Source organism: Amnibacterium endophyticum, from assembly GCF_042680685.1.
GTDB classification, from domain to species: Bacteria; Actinomycetota; Actinomycetes; order Actinomycetales; family Microbacteriaceae; genus Amnibacterium; species Amnibacterium endophyticum.
In genome coordinates this window covers 65,385-83,196 of sequence record NZ_JBHUEA010000009.1, presented here as the reverse complement: position 1 = coordinate 83,196, position 17,812 = coordinate 65,385, and the positions used below count along the sequence as shown (strand labels likewise).

General features: G+C 74.0%; 19 protein-coding genes and 2 tRNA genes. 7 read left to right on the top strand and 14 right to left on the bottom strand.

Going from position 1 to position 17,812, the window contains the following annotated elements:
- Window positions 1–172: 172 nt before the first annotated feature.
- Window positions 173–1,387: an MFS transporter gene (locus ACFSBI_RS07710; RefSeq protein ID WP_377933654.1), complete on the top strand. Its 1,215-nt coding sequence runs from the start codon at window positions 173–175 to the stop codon at window positions 1,385–1,387.
- A 345-nt stretch (window positions 1,388–1,732) separates the two neighbouring features.
- Here ACFSBI_RS07710 and ACFSBI_RS07705 read toward each other — a convergent pair whose 3' ends face one another.
- The 7 genes from ACFSBI_RS07705 to galU all read right to left on the bottom strand — a co-directional run bounded on the left by ACFSBI_RS07705 (window position 1,733) and on the right by galU (window position 6,556).
- Window positions 1,733–2,155, bottom strand: coding sequence for a pilus assembly protein CpaE (locus ACFSBI_RS07705; RefSeq protein WP_377933652.1), 423 nt, complete (start codon window positions 2,153–2,155; stop codon window positions 1,733–1,735).
- 64 nt (window positions 2,156–2,219) lie between these two features.
- Window positions 2,220–2,564, bottom strand: a complete 345-nt coding sequence (locus ACFSBI_RS07700; RefSeq protein WP_377933650.1) for a histone-like nucleoid-structuring protein Lsr2 — start codon at window positions 2,562–2,564, stop codon at window positions 2,220–2,222.
- A gap of 185 nt (window positions 2,565–2,749) precedes the next feature.
- Window positions 2,750–3,763 (bottom strand): NAD-dependent epimerase/dehydratase family protein, encoded by a 1,014-nt coding sequence (locus ACFSBI_RS07695; protein ID WP_377933648.1) that lies wholly within the window; start codon window positions 3,761–3,763, stop codon window positions 2,750–2,752.
- Between the two features lie 101 nt (window positions 3,764–3,864).
- Window positions 3,865–3,937 (bottom strand) — tRNA-Ala (locus tag ACFSBI_RS07690).
- Between the two features lie 108 nt (window positions 3,938–4,045).
- The gene (locus tag ACFSBI_RS07685) at window positions 4,046–4,771 is read right to left on the bottom strand and encodes a hypothetical protein (RefSeq protein WP_377933646.1); all 726 of its coding nucleotides are present in this window, start codon (window positions 4,769–4,771) and stop codon (window positions 4,046–4,048) included.
- Window positions 4,772–5,011: 240 nt separating this feature from the next.
- Entirely contained in the window at window positions 5,012–5,659 is a 648-nt protein-coding gene (locus tag ACFSBI_RS07680; protein WP_377933644.1) for a GNAT family N-acetyltransferase, read from the bottom strand.
- A 6-nt stretch (window positions 5,660–5,665) separates the two neighbouring features.
- Entirely contained in the window at window positions 5,666–6,556 is an 891-nt protein-coding gene (gene galU / locus ACFSBI_RS07675; RefSeq protein WP_377933643.1) for a UTP--glucose-1-phosphate uridylyltransferase GalU, read from the bottom strand.
- Window positions 6,557–6,597: 41 nt separating this feature from the next.
- Between galU and ACFSBI_RS07670 the strand changes: the two genes are divergently transcribed.
- The 4 genes from ACFSBI_RS07670 to ACFSBI_RS07655 all read left to right on the top strand — a co-directional run bounded on the left by ACFSBI_RS07670 (window position 6,598) and on the right by ACFSBI_RS07655 (window position 8,281).
- Window positions 6,598–7,209, top strand: a complete 612-nt coding sequence (locus ACFSBI_RS07670) for a 5-formyltetrahydrofolate cyclo-ligase (RefSeq protein WP_377933641.1) — start codon at window positions 6,598–6,600, stop codon at window positions 7,207–7,209.
- A 7-nt stretch (window positions 7,210–7,216) separates the two neighbouring features.
- Entirely contained in the window at window positions 7,217–7,525 is a 309-nt protein-coding gene (locus ACFSBI_RS07665) for an FmdB family zinc ribbon protein (protein WP_377933639.1), read from the top strand.
- 45 nt (window positions 7,526–7,570) lie between these two features.
- The gene (gene mscL / locus ACFSBI_RS07660; RefSeq protein ID WP_377933637.1) at window positions 7,571–8,011 is read left to right on the top strand and encodes a large conductance mechanosensitive channel protein MscL; all 441 of its coding nucleotides are present in this window, start codon (window positions 7,571–7,573) and stop codon (window positions 8,009–8,011) included.
- 105 nt (window positions 8,012–8,116) lie between these two features.
- Entirely contained in the window at window positions 8,117–8,281 is a 165-nt protein-coding gene (locus ACFSBI_RS07655) for a hypothetical protein (protein ID WP_377933636.1), read from the top strand.
- A 66-nt stretch (window positions 8,282–8,347) separates the two neighbouring features.
- Here ACFSBI_RS07655 and ACFSBI_RS07650 read toward each other — a convergent pair whose 3' ends face one another.
- The 3 genes from ACFSBI_RS07650 to ACFSBI_RS07640 all read right to left on the bottom strand — a co-directional run bounded on the left by ACFSBI_RS07650 (window position 8,348) and on the right by ACFSBI_RS07640 (window position 13,490).
- Complete coding sequence (locus ACFSBI_RS07650; RefSeq protein WP_377933634.1) at window positions 8,348–8,500, bottom strand: hypothetical protein; 153 nt, start codon at window positions 8,498–8,500, stop codon at window positions 8,348–8,350.
- Window positions 8,501–8,529: 29 nt separating this feature from the next.
- Window positions 8,530–12,270, bottom strand: coding sequence for an AAA family ATPase (locus tag ACFSBI_RS07645; RefSeq protein WP_377933632.1), 3,741 nt, complete (start codon window positions 12,268–12,270; stop codon window positions 8,530–8,532).
- 149 nt (window positions 12,271–12,419) lie between these two features.
- Window positions 12,420–13,490 (bottom strand): ScyD/ScyE family protein, encoded by a 1,071-nt coding sequence (locus tag ACFSBI_RS07640; protein WP_377933630.1) that lies wholly within the window; start codon window positions 13,488–13,490, stop codon window positions 12,420–12,422.
- 155 nt (window positions 13,491–13,645) lie between these two features.
- Between ACFSBI_RS07640 and ACFSBI_RS07635 the strand changes: the two genes are divergently transcribed.
- Window positions 13,646–14,209, top strand: coding sequence for a helix-turn-helix transcriptional regulator (locus ACFSBI_RS07635; protein ID WP_377933628.1), 564 nt, complete (start codon window positions 13,646–13,648; stop codon window positions 14,207–14,209).
- 39 nt (window positions 14,210–14,248) lie between these two features.
- Window positions 14,249–14,323, top strand: a tRNA-Arg gene (locus tag ACFSBI_RS07630).
- A gap of 48 nt (window positions 14,324–14,371) precedes the next feature.
- Here ACFSBI_RS07630 and ACFSBI_RS07625 read toward each other — a convergent pair.
- The 4 genes from ACFSBI_RS07625 to ACFSBI_RS07610 form a co-directional block, all read right to left on the bottom strand.
- Window positions 14,372–15,322, bottom strand: coding sequence for a nucleoside hydrolase (locus ACFSBI_RS07625; RefSeq protein WP_377933626.1), 951 nt, complete (start codon window positions 15,320–15,322; stop codon window positions 14,372–14,374).
- The gene (locus ACFSBI_RS07620) at window positions 15,319–15,816 is read right to left on the bottom strand and encodes an HNH endonuclease (protein WP_377933625.1); all 498 of its coding nucleotides are present in this window, start codon (window positions 15,814–15,816) and stop codon (window positions 15,319–15,321) included. The genes ACFSBI_RS07625 and ACFSBI_RS07620 overlap by 4 nt, the downstream gene beginning before the upstream one ends.
- 382 nt (window positions 15,817–16,198) lie before the next feature.
- Window positions 16,199–16,915, bottom strand: a complete 717-nt coding sequence (locus tag ACFSBI_RS07615; RefSeq protein WP_377933623.1) for a C40 family peptidase — start codon at window positions 16,913–16,915, stop codon at window positions 16,199–16,201.
- Window positions 16,916–17,047: 132 nt separating this feature from the next.
- Window positions 17,048–17,740, bottom strand: coding sequence for a metal-dependent transcriptional regulator (locus ACFSBI_RS07610; RefSeq protein WP_377933621.1), 693 nt, complete (start codon window positions 17,738–17,740; stop codon window positions 17,048–17,050).
- Window positions 17,741–17,812 lie beyond the last annotated feature (72 nt).

The window sequence follows — 17,812 nt, the reverse complement described above, 5'->3', positions numbered from 1 at the left end:
CCCGATCGGGGGATCACTATATGTCGGGGTGACTGGGGAAGAACAACCCAACATGTTGTGGAATCGTGCGGCGTGTCATCCACAAGTGATACCGCGTCCCTGTGGAGATCCGCCGTCGCCTGGGGAGAACCTAGGTCGCCCCTCCGACAGCGGCGCCCCTAGCATCGGGGCCGTGGCGGGAGCGGGGTACGGGGAGCTGCTGCGCGCCCGCGGCGTCGCCCGGATCATCACCGCGCAGCTCGCCGCACGCCTGCCGTCGGGCATGCTCAGCCTCGGCCTGCTCTTCCACGTGGAGGGCCGCACCGGGTCGTACGGCGTCGCGGGCCTGGTGCTCGCGGCGCTCAGCATCGGCCAGGCGCTGTCCGGGCCCGCCATGGGACGCCTGATGGGCCGCCTCGGCATGCGACCGGTCCTGCTCGCCTCGACCGCGGTGTGCGCGGCGGCGGTCGTCGTGATCGCGCTCGTCGAGATGCCGCCCGTCGGCCCGATCGTGCTCGCGCTCGTCGCCGGCCTCGCCTTCCCGCCCGTCACGAGCGCGGTCCGCACGATCTACCCGAAGCTCGTCCCGGCGCGGATGCTGAACCCGCTCTACTCCCTCGACGCGTCGCTGCAGGAGCTGATCTGGATCGGCGGCCCCGTCGTCGTCACGACGCTCGCGACCGGGGTCAGCACCGTGCTCGCGCTGCTGGTGTCCGTCGCGCTGATGATCGGCGGCGGGCTCTGGTTCGCCCTCTCCCCCGAGGTCGCCTTCGTCCGCATCCCGCGCAGCAAGCGGCGCTTCGGCCGGGTGCTGCTGCGACCGCAGGTGGCGCTCATCACCGCGGTCGGCTTCCTGGTCATCGCCTCGTGCGCGGCCATCGAGGCGAGCGTCGCGGGAGCGTTCGGCGAGTCGGACTCCCGCAGCGGGCTGGTCCTCGCGATCTGGGCGGTCGCGTCGCTCGCGGGCGGCCTCGGGCTCGGCCGGCTGCCGATGCGGCCGTGGTCGCTCGCGCTGCGGCTCGCGCTCGTCACGGCGGGCGTCGCGCTGACCCCGTTCGTCTCCGGGTTCTGGGGGCTCTCGGCCGCGCTCGTCGTCGCGGGCTTCGGGCTCGCGCCGGCGCTCGGGATCATGTCCGCCGTCGTCTCGGCCTCGGTGCGCTTCAGCGACACTGCGGAGGCGTACGGATGGACGAACACGGGCCAGCTCGTCGGCGTCGCGCTCGGCGCCGCGCTGGCCGGTCAGGCGCTCGACGGCTTCGGCCCGTCGGCCGCCTTCGTCTGCGCGGCGCTGCTGTCGGCCGCCGGCGCCGTCGTGGCGGCGGCCGGCATCCCCGTGCAGCCCGACCTGAAGGGCCGCGAGGGCGGGCCGCAGCCGGACACGGCGCCGATCCCGGTCACACCCTCCTGACCCGCGGCCGCCAGGACGCCAGCGTGCCGAACGGAGGAGGGATCGCGGAACGGAGGACGGATCCGGTCGAATAGTCCTCCGTTCCGCAAAGCGTCCTCCGTTCCACGCGATCACGAGGCCGGCGCCGTCGGTTGGGGCAGCATCCGCGCCTTCCGGCAGCGCGGATCGGCTGAAGGGCTGCGGGAACCGCCGATCGCTGCCGGGACCGACATCGCGTTCCAGGCCCTCTCGGCTCCCGGCCCCTCCAGGCTCCCCGGCCCTCCCCGGCGCCTCAAAGCGCGCTTGAATCGCGATAGATGCCGCCTCCAGGGCGCGGAGGCGGCATCTATCGCGATACGAAGCAGGTCAGGAGGCGGCGGCCTCCACCTCGGCCAGCACGGCGAGCGCGTACGCGTCCTCGGGGCTGTCGGCCAGGTGCGTGCGGTCCTCGCCGCGGAAGGTGCAGGTCACGCGCCAGCCGTCGGCCTCGTCGTCGCGCTCCAGCCTCCTGAAGGTGTGCTTCAGCGCCTCGCGCAGCTGGTCCTCGCGCGGGAACCACAGCGCGTCCTCGAGCGCGACGGAATCCAGCGCCCATTCCGTGGTGCCGTTGAAACCCAATACCGTGCCGCTCGGATAGGTGTGGGCCTCGATGGTCATGTCGCTCACGGTGAAGGCCTCCGTGCCCGTGGAATCCATGTCCTGCGTGAGCAGCTGGAAACGGTCTCCCGCCTGCGGGCGCCAGCGCAGCCCGGCCTCTCGGAGACGGAGTGCGAGCGGCCTCGAGATCATCGGGACAGCATAAAAGGGGCGGTGCCGCGTCCGCGGCACCGCCCCTTTTCTCGAGCCGTCGGGCTCAGTGGGCAGCGGCGTACGCGTTCTGCACCTCGGCCGGGATGCGACCGCGCGACGAGACGGTGTAGCCGTTCTCGTTCGCCCAGTCGCGCATCGCCTTCAGGTCGCCCTTCGGAGCCCGCGGGCTCGAGGAGGACGAGGACTTGGCGCGGGTGGCCACGTCGGCCTTGCGGGCCGCGTTGACGTAGGGCTCGAGCACGGAGCGGAACTCGTCCGCGTGCGCGCTGGTGAGGTCGATGGTGTAGCTCACCCCGTCGAGCGCGAAGCGGACGCTCTCGCCCGAGCCGTCCTCGATGGGCTGCTGGGTGAGGTCGTCGACGAGCTGCACGATGTACTTCTGCGCCATTGGCGGTTCGTTTCTCCTGGGAAGTCGTGAATTGGGCGGGTACCGACGATCGAATGCGTCGGTGCGCTGATGATACACAGGAAAAGACATTCCGCCCGCTTTCGCGGCGCTTTTCTTCGACGAATGCGGAACCTCTTGACCCGCGCATCGGGAATCGGCGGGATTCGCGCCGCGAATACGGGCGGTCAGGCGCCTCTCGCGTCGTCGAGATGCGGGGAACCGGCCTGCCGGGCGCGATCGGAGACGCCGCGGATCGCCTCGGCGAGCGCGTCGATCGCGTCGTGCCGCGGCGTCCACCCCAGCTCGGAGCGGGCGCGCTCGGTCGACATGAGCGGCACCGACGTCGCGATGTCGAGCCAGCCGGGGTCCGCGGCGACCAGGTGGAGCTGCCAGGCGAGCCAGGCGAGCCCGCGCACCGGGGCGATTCGGACGGGCAGCCACCGGCCGCCCAGCAGCCGCGCGACGTCCGCGGGCCCGACCTCCGGCTCCGCGGCGACGTTGAACGCCCCGGAGGCGCGCTGCAGCACCGCGCGGGCGAAGGCGTCGGCCAGGTCGTCGGCGTGGACGACCTGCGAGCGCACCCGCGGCGGCAGGGGCAGCACCGGCACGGGGACCCTCCCGATCCATCGGGTGGGGAGTGCCCGGCCGCCGAACAGCACGCGCAGCTCCTCCCCCGCGGCCGCCTGCATCACGAGACCGGGTCGCATCCGCGCCACCCGGGTCGCGGGGAACTCCTGCTCGAAGGCGTCGAGCATCCGCTCCACCACCGCCTTGTGCCTGGCGTAGTGCGAGGTCGCGATGCCGCCCGTCGGCCAGGACTCGTCGACCCGGCGCGTCTTCGGTCCCGGGCTGTACGCCCCGACGGACGAGGCGGCCACGACCTGCGGCACGCCGGCCTCGGCGACCGCCTCGAGCACGTGCCGGGTGCCGCCCACGTTCGTGGCAGCGAGCACCGCCTCCCGGTGGTTCGGCTGCAGCAGCCACGCGAGGTGCACGACCGCGTCGGCTCCGCGGAAGGCCTCCACGAGCCGTCCCGGCCCCTCCGCGACGTCCGCCGGGCGCCACTCGACGCCCGCGTAGGGCCCGATCGGCTCGGGCGGGCGCCGCACGACCCCGACGAGGTCCACGTCCTCCTGGTGCAGGCGGGCGAGGACCGCGGTGCCGACGTTGCCCGTGGCGCCGGTGACGACGATGCGCATGCCGAGGGACGCTATGCGGCGCCCCTGGGCGTCCGGCCGCAGCAGGGGGCGCCGGAGACGACGAAGGCCCCCGCCGGACGGGCGGGGGCCTTCATCGATCGTGGACCCTAGGGGATTCGAACCCCTGACCTTCTCATTGCGAACGAGACGCGCTACCAACTGCGCCAAGGGCCCGTGTCGCGGCATCGAGCGTAGCACCCGACCGACGCGGCGAGATCCTCCCTCGCCGCCGCGGCGCCGCGTCCTGCGATGACGGTGGAGCGCCGCGAGGTGCGGACGGGATCAGGACGCGCGGCGGCGGCGCAGCACGCCGTCGAGGTCCGCGAGCACCGGCCCGCTCTCGTTCATCGCCGCGGCGACCTCGTCGAGCGGACGGTTCAGCGCGGCGATCTCGGGCGCCGCGTGCGCCGCCCGCAGCGCCTCGTCGGCGCGGGCCGCGGCCGCGCGCAGGGACGCGGCGATGGCGACGTCGTCGCGCGCCGGAGCGGGCACCTGCTCGCGCTGCAGGTACATGGGCCGCGGCAGGGGCACCGGCGTCCAGGTGGGGCGGGAGGGCTCCGCGGCCTGCCAGTCGGTGAAGCTGCTCGGCGCGTCCGGGACGACGACCGCGGAGTCGACCGCCTCGACCGCGCGGTGGGCCGCGGCGACCGTCGAGGAGCGCTGCAGCAGCGCGATCGCGGCGAGCGACAGCACGACGCCGACCGCCAGGAAGTCGACGCCGCCGCCCGCGGCGACGTCCGAGACGCCCCACCCGCTGACGGTGATGCCGACGACGAGCACGTTGGTGGCGAGCACCCGCGACCGGCGCAGCCGGGCGGCGGCGATGTCCTGCACCGCCTGCGCGCGCTCGCGCGGGCCGCGGGGGCGCCGCTCGCGGCGCAGCCGGCGCTCGGCCGCCTCGGCGCGGGGCCGCGCCACCCGCTCGGCGCCCCGGGCTGCCTCGCGCAGCGCGCGGTGCTGGTCCGCGACGCTCCGCGCCGACACCTCCGCCCGCACCTCGTCGGGCACCTCGGCCGTCTCGGCCAGGGCGCGCAGTCTGCTGGAGGCGCACCGCGGTCCGCTCGGTGCGCAGGTACTCCCGGCGGCGACGCCAGGAGGGGGTCAGGTACAGCAACCACAGCACCGCGGCCAGCGCGATGATCGCGCCACCGCCCAGGCCGCTCGTCATGACCCTGAAGGTAGGGGCGCCCCTTACACCACGCCCTCAGGCGCGTGCGGCGTGTCGCGCGCGCCCGCCGCACCCCGTCTTCAGGGGAAGGGCGTCTCCGCCAGCCGGCGGTCCTCCTCCGGCACCTGCGCCGCGTGCTGCGGGGCGCGGCCCGCCTGGAAGCGCCGCAGCACGCCCTCCGGCACCTCCTCGGTCACGAGCCCGAAGCAGTAGTGGTCGCGCCAGTCGCCGTTGATGTGGATGTACCGGCGCTTCAGCCCCTCGTAGCGGAAGCCGAGCTTCTCGACCACCCGTAGCGACTTCGCGTTCTCCGGCCGGATGCAGATCTCCATCCGGTGCAGGCCGAGGGTCTGGAAGCAGTGGTCGGTCGCGAGCGCCACGGCGGTCGGCGTCGCGCCGCGGCCGGCGAAGCGCTCCGCGATCCAGTAGCCGATCGTGGCCGACGACAGCGATCCGTACGTGATGGCGGTGACGTTCAGCTGGCCCGCCAGCTCGTCGTCGACCTCGATCACGAACGGCAGGCCCTGCCCGCCCCGCGCGTTCTGCTGCAGCGCGCGGATGCTGCCGCGGGTGTCGAAGCCGACGGAGCCGCGCGGGCTCGTCGCCTCCCACTCGCGCATCCAGGCGCGACCCTCGACCAGCTCGCGCTCGACCGTCCGGGCGTCGCGCAGCCGGATCGGCCGGATGACGACGCTGCCGGACCGCAGCACGGGGACGGGGACGGCCACCGGCGGTCAGCCGAGGTCGGCGGCGAACCGCTTGAGCCAGGGGTTCAGCTCCGGCCCGAGGTCGTCGCGCCCCGAGGCGAGCTCGACGATCGCCTTCAGGTAGTCCACCTTGTCCCCGGTGTCGTAGCGCTTGCCGCGGAAGACGACGCCGTAGACGCCGCCCGTCCAGTTGGCGCCCGCCATCTCCTGCAGCGCGTCGGTCAGCTGCACCTCGCCGCCCTTGCCCGGCTCCGTGTGGGCGAGGATCGGGAAGATCTCCGGCTTCAGCACGTAGCGGCCGATGATCGCGAGGTTCGACGGCGCGCTCTCCTTCGACGGCTTCTCGACGAGTCCCTTGACCTTGACGACGTCGTCCGTGTCCGTCGCCTCGACCATCGCCGCGCCGTACAGGTGGATCTGGTCGGGGTCGACCTCGAGCAGCGCGACGATCGAGGCGTTGCGCTTCTGCTGCTCCTCGATCATCCGCTTCAGCAGCGTCTCGCGCTCGTCGATCAGGTCGTCGCCGAGCAGCACCGCGAACGGCTCGTGCCCGACGTGCATCCGGGCCTGCAGCACGGCGTGCCCGAGCCCCCGCGGGTCGCCCTGCCGGAAGTAGTGGATGTCGGCGATGTTCGTCGACTCGCGCACCTTCTGCAGCTTGGCGTGGTCGCCCTTGTTCTCGAGGGTCGCCTCGAGCTCGTAGACGCGGTCGAAATGGTTCTCGAGCGCGTACTTGTTGCGCCCGGTGACCATGAGCACGTCGTTCAGGCCCGCGGCGACGGCCTCCTCCACGACGTACTGGATCGCCGGCTTGTCGACGACCGGCAGCATCTCCTTGGGCATCGCCTTGGTGGCGGGGAGGAATCGGGTACCGAGGCCCGCGGCGGGGATCACGGCCTTGGTGATGTGGTAAGCCATAGGCGCACAGCGTATCCGTGCGCGCTTCCTAGAATCGGGCCGTGACCGCCGATCCGACGCCCCAGAAGCGGGCACTCCGGGCCGAGCTGCGCGAGCGCAGGCGGAACCTCACCCAGACCGAGCGCACCGAGGCCGCGGACGGCCTCACCGCCGGGCTCGTCGCCCTCGTCGAGCGGCTCGGCGTCCGCACGCTCTCCTGCTACCTCTCCACGGTCGACGAGCCGAACACCCGCCCGTTCGTGAACTGGGCCCGCGAGCAGGGGCTGCGGGTGCTGTTCCCGATCACGCGGGCCGACGGGCTGCTCGACTGGACGACCGCCACGGACCAGGACGAGGAGGTCGTGGGCCTCTTCGGCATGCCGGAGGCGGTCGGCGAGCTGCTCGGCCCCATCGCGATCAACGAGGCCGACCTGATCCTCGTCCCGGCGGCGGCCGTCGACTCGGGCGGGATGCGCCTCGGCTGGGGCCGCGGCTACTACGACAAGACGCTCGGTTCGATGGAGCGGTGCCCGCCGGTCTACGGGGTACTGTTCGACTCCGAGCTGCTGGACGAGGTGCCGGCCGAGCGGCACGACCAGCGCGTCGACGGGGTCGTGACCCCCGCCCGCACGGTCGAGTTCGCCGCCCGCGACCGCCACCACCGGAGGATCTGAGCGACCCATGCCCGTCTACTCCTACAAGTGCCGCGACTGCGGCACCCCGCTCGAGGTGCACCAGGAGTTCAGCGACGCCGCGCTCACCGAGTGCCCCGTCTGCGGCGGGACGCTGCGGAAGCAGTACGGCTCCATCGGCGTCACGTTCAACGGCTCCGGCTTCTACCGCACCGACTCCCGCGCCGCCTCCGGCGAGGGCGGGTCGAAGTCGGGTTCCGACAGCGGCTCGTCGGGCAGGAGCGACGGAGGGTCCTCCTCCACCCCGGCGAAGTCGGAGTCGAAGCCCGCCGCCCCGGCGAGCACCTCCGGCTCGTAGCGCCGCCGTCACGGCGCGGACCCGCCGACCTGCTACACAGGCGGCATGAAGGGTTTCAAGCAGTTCCTGCTCCGCGGCAACGTCGTCGACCTGGCCGTCGCGGTCGTCATCGGCACCGCCTTCACCGCGATCGTCACCTCGATCGTCACGAACATCTTCACGCCGCTGATCGGTGCGCTCTTCAACGCCAACAGCCTGAACGACGCGCTCGTCGTCTCGATCCCGACGACCTCGGGCAAGTCCGCGGATCTGATGTTCGGTGCGGTGCTCGCCTCGCTCATCAACTTCGTCATCATCGCGGCGGTCGTCTACTTCGCCTTCGTGCTCCCGATCAACGCGCTCATGAAGCGCGCCTTCCAGCAGCCCGCCGAACCGGAGACGGCGAAGCCGGCCCCGCCGACCGAGCTCGACGTGCTGACCCAGATCCGCGACCTGCTCGAGGGGCAGCAGCAGGTGGGCGACCGGCGGGTGATGAACCAGGACTGAGCCCGGACGGCGGAGCGCTCCCGTCGCGCCCGCAGACGCACGGCGTCGGCCCGGCTCCCAGGGCGTCCTCCTAGCCTCGGAGGGCCCGACGACCGGAGGTGCCGGATGACCGCTCTGCTGACCGCCCAGCCCGCCCTCGTCGTGCTCGCCACGGCGAGCACGGACGACACCTCGAAGGCCGGCACGGCGATCACGATCATCGGCGGGATCGTCCTCGTCGTCGCCCTCGTGATCGGCGCCCTCGTCCTGTTCCGCCGCCGCAGCCGCTGACCGCTTCTCATCTTGTAGGCGGATGCGGCCTCGAGGGCGAGGATCTGCCTACAAGATGCAGGCTGGTCAGCCCCAGTGGGGCGGGCGGTCGCGGCGCAGCGCCTCGTCCCGCGGGCCGTCGACGTCGCCCCACGAGCGCGGCTCGTCCTCCGCGGCGCGGGCCCTCCCGAGGCTCTCGAAGGGCTCCCCGGAGGACGGCGTCGGGTCGGAGCCCGGCACGGGCTCCGTGCGGACGCGTCGGCGCTTCGTCAGGTCCGCACCTCGATGACGGGCACGGTGTTCGTCAGCGGCGACGGGTCCTTGGCACCGAGGGCGATCGCGATCCGCTGCGCGACCGCGTCCGGGTCGCTGAAGAGGTCGAAGCTGTGGACGCGGAGGTAGTGCCAGCCGAGCCGCTTGAGCGTCTCGGGCTTCAGCCTGAGGCCCTGGCGCAGGCTCGCGCCCGCGAGCGTCTCGTCCGTCTCCACGGTGATCGCCCGTGCCCCGTGCGCGGCGACCAGGCCGAGCTTGCCGTGGTAGCCGAGCGCCGCCCGCATCCCGAGGGCGCGCAGCCGGCGAGCGAGGTCGACGAGCATCGCGTCGCGGTCGTCGTCGATCGCGTCGTCCGCGATCCGCCCCTCCGCGTCGGACAGCAGCCGGCGCAGCGCGAGCACGCCGGGCGGCATCCGGTCGGCGTCGAGGTCTTCCGGGCGGAAGCAGGACACGATCGCGAGCGACCGCCGAGCGCGCGTGACGGCCGCGGCGAGCAGCCGGTCGCCGCCGGGCTTCGCGAGCGGCCCGAGCTGGGACAGGGTGCGGCCGTGCGGCGTGCGGCCGAAGCCGACGGACAGGATCACGCGGTCGCGGCTGTGGCCGACCGCCTCGGCGAGCGTCACGACGATGAAGGGCTCCGCCGCGTCCCGGGTGAAGAACTCGGTGACGTCGCCGCGGCGCACCAGCGCCTTCATCACGGCCTGCTGCACGCGGATCGCGTGGCGGGCGCTGCCGGAGACGACCATCAGCGACTCGCGGGGCCGCGTCGCCGCGTGGTCCAGCACGCGCTCCACGACCCGCTGCACCTCGGGCTCCACCGCCTCGACGGCGCCCGTCTCGGCGTCGGGCAGCCCGTGCCCGTTGTCGACGTAGTCGAGCACGAGGCTGCCGTGGCCGAGGAACGTGCCGGCCCACGGGACCGACGTGATGCGCCCCTCGTAGAAGCGGCGGTTCACGAGCTCGGCGAGGTCCTCGCCGCCGGCCCGGTAGCTCGTGGTCAGCTCGACGGAGGGGACCAGGTCGGCGATCCGGTTGAACACGCTGTCCGCGTGCCGCTCGTCGAGGCGCCGCTGCGTCTCGGGCGCGTGGTCGTTCTCGCGCACCGCGATGTCGAACGGCATCGGCGTCTGCGTCACGGGGTCGCCGAAGGCGACGACCTGCTTCGCGCGGCGGATGGCGCCGAGCCCCTCAGCGAAGGACAGGGCGCCCGCGTCGACGACGAACACCGCGTCGAACGTCGTCTCGCCGAGCGCGTGGACCTCGTACGGGGAGGCGAGCCAGACCGGCGCGAGCAGCTTCATCAGGTGCGGCGCCTCGCGGTGCAGCACCCCTGCGTCGTCGACCTTGGCCTGCAGCAGCTGCTTCAGCGCCTCCGCCTCGGCGTCCCGGTCGTCGAGCGCGAGCCGCCACGCGTCGGCCAGCTGCCAGGCGAGGCGCTTGGCGTTCGCGGCGGCGTGCGCGCCGTCGACCAGCCGGAAGTCCTGCTCGAGCCGGTCGAGCACGGTCGTGTTCGCCCCGAGCAGCGCCGGGTCGTCGGCGAGCAGCCGCTCCAGGACGCTCTTCCACCAGGCCAGCTCGAGCTCGGCGGCGACCCGCTCGGCCGGCACGTGCCGCGCGGCGAGGTCCTCGAGCAGCGGCGCGAGGTCCTGCGCCTTCAGCCGGCTCATGATCCCCTGCCGCTCCTGCAGGTTGTCGAGCACGTCGCTGTCGGCGGCGAGCGCGGCGAGCCGGTCCCCCAGCGTCTCGATCGGCTCCTGCAGCAGCGACTCCGGCGTGCCCGTGAGCCCGAGCGGCTCGTCGAGCGCGGCGAGGTCCGCCGCCACGGCCTGGTGCTCGGTCCACGCGTCCGTGATGCCGGGCGGCACGTCCGGCGTCACGCCGCTCGTCGCGAAGCGCTGGTGCAGCACCCGCTGCTGCTGGATCCGCTGCAGCCACTCGTGCAGGTCGTTCACCCGCACGCCGGGCCGCAGGTACTCCGTCGCCAGCTTCTTCAGCCGCCGGCGGTTGACGGTCGACATCTCCTTGGCGTCCCGCCGGGGCCCGGTCGCGACGATGAGCTCGCCGAGCGAGCGGTCGAACACCGCGGGCTGGAACTTGTCGAGCGTGTCGCGGATGTCGAGCATCAGGCGCAGGTAGACGCCGAGCTCGGCGACCGTGCCGAACGGCCGGAAGCGGGAGCCGGAGACCAGGCCCTCCGCACGCTGCAGCATCCGGGGCACGTCGGTGGCGTGCAGCCGCTTCGCGAGCGCGTGCGCCTGCCCCGCGCCCTCGCCGTCGGCGAAGCGGGCGCCGTACCAGGGCGAGTCGGCGGGGCCGGTGCGGAACTCGCCGAGCGCGGCGGCGTCGAGCAGGTCGCGCTGCACCTGCGCGCGGTCCGCGGCCAGCGCCTCCATGGCGCGCGTCGACAGCCGCGCCGTGGTCGCGGGCGGGACGGGCAGCAGGGCGAGCCTCGCCAGCTCGCCGAGCGCGTCGAGCACGCTGACCCGCAGCACGGGGTCGCGCCGCGACAGCGCGGCGCGGTAGTCGAGCAGCACGGAGCGCAGGCGCACGAGCGCCTCGTCCACCTCCGCGGTCTCCGGCGCGGCCGCCTTCTCGTTGCGCCCGATCGACTGAATCAGGTCGCGGCGCACGGTCCGGGACGACGCGGCGACTCCGGGCAGCCCGATCTCCGCGAGGCGGGCGCTGACGCCGCGCAGCGTCGCGTGGCGCGGGCTGACGACGAGCACCCGCTTGTGCTGGGCGATCAGCGCGCCGAGCGCGTTCACGATGGTCTGCGTGGAGCCCGTGCCGGGCAGCGTGCGGACCGCGACGTGGTGCCCGGCGGCGATCTCGGCGACCGCGCGCTCCTGGGCGGGGTCGGCGTCGAGCAGCGCGGAGTCGAGCGCGGGCGGCCGCTCGTCCTGCCCGATCACCTCCGACCGCTCCCCCGTGCCGCGCACCCGCGCCACCGCGGTCGGGTTGCCCGCGACCGCGTCGATGACCGGGTGGGAGTCCTCGCGGGCGTCCGCCAGCAGCACGCCGCCGATCTCGCCGAAGGAGCTGATGAGCAGGCGGGGCTGCACGCTGAACCGCTCGAGGTGCGCGGTGATGCCGCGCAGGCGGTCGATCACCGGCTGCGGCTTGAACGCCCCCTCCGACAGCGCGAGCGCCACGAACGCGCGCGGGTCCAGCTCGATCCCGTACTGCTCGTGCAGCACCCGGACGAGGCCCGGGTTCAGCTGCAGCGCGCCCTTCAGCCGCAGCTCGAAGTCGCGCCCGTACCGGCGGATCGCGAGCGGGCGCAGCAGCACCGGCCCGCGGAACTCCTGCTTCTCGAACCGCCACTCGGCGAGCCCGATCGCGAGGTGCATGCCGCCGAGACCGCGGGTGGCGGCGAGCTCCACCGCCTTCGCGGTCAGCGTCGAGGCGGCGGCCGAGGCGCTCCGGAACGCGAGGTCGTCGCGGATGAGGTTCGACAGCAGGGTCGTCTTGCCGGTGATGAACTGCGCGAGCCCGCTCGGATGCGTCGTGGACAGCTCGATGCGGGTGCGCGCCGTGTCCTCGAAGTGGATCAGCGGGGAGACGCCGCCGACCTGCCGCAGCTCGTCGCGCCAGCGCTCCCAGGCACCGGTCGTGCCGCTGCCGACCGCCCTCGGGGTCGTGCCGGTGGCCGGGCGCAGCGGGGTCGGCCCGGTCCGGACCACGGGACCGGTCGACACGGGGACGCCGTCGTCCTCGCTCTGATCCACCCGCAGCACGCCTGCCACTGTATGTCCGGCCCGCGCGCCCCCGGGGAGGCACGCCGCGCCGTCTCCGCGCATCCGGCGCGCCCGCGGCGTGGCACCACGGGCGCGACCGGTCGCGCGTCAGACTGTCCGGCCCTCGCGGACCGGCCCCACCGGCGACCTCATCGGAGGACGACGACGCGGCCGGCGCCCTGCTGGCCGAGGACGGCGGGGGCGGTGCTCGCGTAGAGGCGACCGCCCGACCACTCCACGGACGCCGCTCCCGGCAGGTCGAGCACCCGCCGGTGCCCGGTGCCCGTCACGACGTCGATGCCCTGGCCGAGCTCCACGACCCAGATCCGACCGGACGGCGCCACCGCGAGGTTGACGGCGCCCTCGAAGCCGGTCGCGACGAGGTGCGGCCGGTGCGAGCCCCAGGGGATGCGGTACACGCTGCCGGGCGCGCCCGCGCCACCGGGGAGCGTCGTCACGTGGATCCCGCCGGGGCCGACCTCGACGTCGGTCGGCACTGACTCGAAGCGGTAGGTGATGCCGGCGCAGCTCGGCGCATGCAGCTCGGCGGCGAGCGCCGGCGTGAGGTGGACCGGCTGGGCGGGGAGCACGGCGACGGTGCTGATCCGTCCCGTGCGGGAGACGCGCAGCAGGTCGTTCCCGCCCGCGTCCGCGACCAGCCAGCTGCCGTCCCGCAGCCCGACCACGGCGTAGGGGTGCGAGTCCCGCTGCCCCGTGTAGGACGCGGGCACGCCGGACTGCTGCAGCTCGGCGGCGCAGGCCCGGCTGACCTTCGAAGGATCGGTCGCGCCGTACGCGGTCCGTCCGTCCGGGTTCACCCGGCGCTCATAGGCCCCGAGGTTCACGCGGAGCTGCCGCTGCCCGTGCCGCAGCACCGTCAGGTAGGTGTTCCGGTGGTCCGCCTCGGTGGTCGTGTAGGCGATGCGGCCGCGGGCGGAGTCCACGGCCGCGAGGTCGCCGCTCTGCTCCGGGTCCGCCGCGGGAGCGGGGCCGCGCGCGATCGGCCGGTCCGAGCCGATCCGGTAGAGGGCGCTCGCCGCGGAGTCGGCGACGAGCACCTGCCGGCCGTCGACGGCGATCTGCAGAGGCGCGACGAAGGACCCGGGCAGGGTCTTCGTGACGCGGAGGCGCCCGTCGTCCGCGGCAGCCGTCCCGGCGCCGACGGAGACGAGCAGGACCGCCGCGAGCGCGGCGGCGACCGAGCGCAGCGGTGCGCGCATGATGCCTTCCTCTCTCCTGCCGCGCGTCGTCGCGCGGCGGCGCCACCCTGTCCGGACGGCGCCGCGGGCGGAATACGTGGTTCTGCGTACGGCGGACCGGAATCGGGGGTGCGGACGCCGCGCCGCGCCGCTACGGTCCCGACCGGGAGGCGGTCATGCGGACGGTGTACCCGGGGATCGGGGAGGAGGGACGCCTGCTGCTGGACGGGTTCCTCGCCCTGCACGACGCGCACGACCTGACCGCCTTCGCCGGCGCGCTGCCGCGCGTCGTCGGCGATGTGATCGCCTACGACTCCCTGATGCTCGTCGGCGACCTCGGGTGGTCCGCGCCGATCGTCCCCGCGCGCGGCCACCGGATCGCCGTCCGCACCCCGGGCGCCGCTCCCCTGCTGCTCGGACTGATGCTCGAGCGGGACCGACGCTTCACGGCCCGCGAGACGGCGCTCGCCGCCCTGGTCGGAGAGCACATCGGCGCGGCTGCCGACCACGTGCGGCTGCGCGAGCGGGCGCGTCGCGCCGCTCCCGCCCTGGTCGGGCTCACCGCTCGGGAGCGGCAGGTGCTCGCTCAGGTCGCGGACGGGCGGACCGACCGGGACATCGCCGCAGCCCTGCACATCGGGGCACGGACGGTCGAGAAGCACGTCGAGCACATCCGGGTCAAGCTGGGCACCCGGACCCGGGCGGAGGCGGCCGCGCGTTGGGCGCGGGCCGCCCGCTGAGGCGGTGCGTCACCCGCCCCTCTACACTGCCGGGACCACGCCTCTGTAGCTCAATGGAAGAGCAGTTCCGTCCTAAGGAAAGGGTTGGGGGTTCGAGTCCCTCCAGGGGCACCACGCGCCGGTCGAGGTGCGAGCCCAGCGGGCCCCGGGACCGCCGGTCCCTCAGGGCAGCGGCAGCAGGGTCTCGAGCAGCAGGTCGCCGAAGCCGTCCGGGATCCCGAGCACGACCCGGTGCCGCGTGCCCGGCAGCGGCGGGTAGCCGACGAACCGGCTGCGCAGGTCCACGAGCGTCTGCCCCCGCCCCGGGCCGTCCGTCGCGTCGACCTCCACCGGAACCACGGGCGCGAGGGTCGGCTCGACCTGCCCGGTCGCGATCGCCGCGGCCAGCGGGTCGTGCAGCGCGCTCGACGGGCGCCCGAGGATCGGCGTGTAGTACCCGAAGTAGACGTCGAGCATCGCCGCGAGCGCCCGCGGCACCGCGCCTGGGGCCTCGGCGAGCGCCCGGCGGTGGGACTCCTCGAACCGGGCGTGCATCGTGACGTCGAGCCCGACCATCGTCACCGGCCAGTCGGCGGCGAAGACCGCGTGCGCGGCGAGCGGGTCGTTGCCGATGTTCGCCTCGGCCACCGCGGAGATGTTGCCGGGGGCGAGCGCCGCACCGCCCATCAGCACGACGTCGCGGACGAGGCGCGGCAGCGCCGGCTCCAGCTCGAGCGCCAGGGCGAGGTTCGTCAGCGGACCGACGGCGAGCACCCGCAGCTCGCCGGCGTGCTCGTGCGCGAGCCGCACGAGCAGCTCGGCCGCCGACCCGTCCACCGGCTCCCCCGCGCGCGGCAGCACGACCCCGCCGATGCCGTTCTCGCCGTGCACGAACGCGGCGCCGCCGTCGAAGGTCCCGCCGATCGGGTCGTGCGCGCCGACCGCGACGGGGACGTCGGGCCGGCCGAGCATCGCGAGCAGGTCGAGCGTGTTGCGCGCGCCGCCCGCGGCGGCGAGGTTGCCGCTGACGGAGCCGACGCCGACCAGGTCCGCGCCGACGCCGACCAGCTGCGCGAGGGCGAGGGCGTCGTCGACGCCGGTGTCGCAGTCGAGGTAGAGGGGCGGTCCGCTCACGCGGCGGTCGCCAGGTACTCGCTCCACTCCGGCTGCGGGCGCTCCACGCCCCGCACCAGCCAGCCGGTCCCGTGCGGCGTCCGCGGCGTCTGGCGCAGCGTCCACCCCATCTCCGCCGGCGTCCGGTCGCTCTTCGTGTTGTTGCAGGTGAGGCAGCACGCCACCAGGTTCTCCCATGTGTCGGCCCCGCCCCTGGACCTCGGCAGCACGTGGTCGATCGTCCCGGCGCCCCGGCCGCAGTACGCGCAGCGGAACTCGTCGCGGCGCAGCACCCCGCGCCGGGTGACGGGGACGCGGCGCAGGCCCGGCATCCGCACGTAGCGGGTGAGGACGATGACGCTCGGGCGGTCCCACGCGCCGGTGGCGCCGAAGACGGGATGGGCGGCGTCGGCGGTCACGATCGTCGCCTTGCCGTTCAGGACGAGCACGAGCGCCCGTTTGAAGGAGACGACGGCGAGCGGCTCGTAGCCGGCGTTCAGGACCAGGGTGCGCATGGGGCGTTCCTCTCGAAGCGGCCTGCACGGCTTGCAGGGGTTCGACGGCGGACGGGTCGGCGGCCTGCGCCCCCGGCCCCGGAGCGCCCGGGCGCCGGCGGCCCCGGGAACGCGAACAGGGTGCCGCCCTGACGGACGACACCCTGCGCACGACGCTTCGACGGCGGTATGGCGTGGAGATGATGGCGCTCGCGCAGCGGGAGCGCGGGCGTGGACCGCCCCCTCCTGCTGCCCGTCCGCGTCACGACGACCTCCCGCCGATGTCCTTCGGCGTCAGGCTAGGGGACTGCGGGGACGCCGCGTGCCCGTCGTTCCCCGGTCGTGACCGCGCGTTCACGCGCCGGACACGTGCGGCGCTCGCGCGGCCCCGCCTCGCGGAGGCTCAGATGCCGAAGCGGACGAAGTGGACGTTGCTCGTCCACAGCTGCTGCACCCGCACCCGCGCGCCGGGGTAGGGGGCGTGGAGGATCTTGCCGTCGCCCGCGTAGAAGCCGTCGTGCGAGTGGTCGTTGAAGATGACCACGTCGCCCGGCTGCGCGTCCTCCGGGCTGATGGTCTGCCCGATCGCGTCCTGCGAGGTGACGGAGTGGGGCAGCGCGACGCCGAACTGCGCGTACACGTACATGATGAAGCCGGAGCAGTCGAAGCCGCTCGGGTCGGCGCCGCCGAACACGTAGGGGACGCCGAGGTAGTCGAGACCCCGGTTGTACACGGCCTGCAGGCTGAACGGCGGGTGGTCCGGGTTCTTCAGGTAGTCCGCGGCGCTCGGCCCGTCGTAGGCGAACTGCGCGGCGTACTGGCGGCGCAGCAGCACCGCCGAGGACGTCGCCGTGAACTTGTCGCGCTGCAGCTCGGCCGTCGCGGCCTCCGCGGTCGCCTCGAAGCGCTGCTGACCGGTCTCGGTGACGGACCTGGCCTCGACCTTCGGCTCGTTGCGGTCCAGCGGGTTCACCGCGTAGGACGGCAGCGCGATCGTCGCCACGAGCCCGGCCGCGATCGTCATCACCACGGCGGACAGCGCCGTCCTCGAGCGGCTGCGCCTCGGCGCCGACCTCGCCCGGCCGTCATGGGCGCTCGGCCCCACCCGGTCCTCACCCATCGCCATCCCGCACCCCCAGCGAGTCGTCGCCCCGGGGTTCGGAACCCCCGGGAAGCAGGGGTCACGGTAACGAAACGCTCACGGCACGGCCGTGCGACGCGCGGATGACCTTCGAGTCGAAGTGGAGGGTTCTCAGCGCTCGACGAACACGTGGACGGCCACCTCGTCCGGCAGCTCGATCGTCTCGTCGTACCCGTCGACCGCGAGCCGCACGCCGCCGGACGTCCGCTCGGCGACGGCGCGCGCTCCGGGCATCACGCCGGTCGCCTTCAGGTCCGCGAGCAGGTCGGGATCGAACTGGGCGGGCTCCCCGAGCCGGCGCACGACGACCTCGGCCGGCTCCTCCCGGCTGCGCATGTGCGGCACCAGCGAGACGACGCCGTCGAGGAAGCGCACCGACGGCGAGGTGCCGAGGTCGTCGAGGTCGGGGATCGGGTTGCCGTACGGCGACTCGGTCGGGTTCCCGAGCAGCTCGACGAGCCGCCGCTCGACCTGCTCGCTCATCACGTGCTCCCACCGGCAGGCCTCGTCGTGCACGTACTGCCACTCGAGCCCGATCACGTCGGACAGCAGCCGCTCGGCCAGGCGGTGCTTGCGCAGCACGTGCACGGCCTTCGTGCGCCCGGCGTCGGTCAGCTCGAGGTGCCGGTCGCCGGACACGACGACGAGGCCGTCCCGCTCCATGCGCGCGATCGTCTGCGAGACGGTCGGGCCCGAGTGGCCGAGGCGCTCGGAGATCCGCGCGCGGAGGGGCACGATGTCCTCCTCCTCGAGGTCGAGGATCGTGCGCAGGTACATCTCGGTGGTGTCGACGAGATCGGTCACGCGCGTTCCTCCCCTTCGCGAAGGCGGTGCCCAGTCTACGGAGGCGCTCCGACGGCCCCGGCTAGGGTCTGG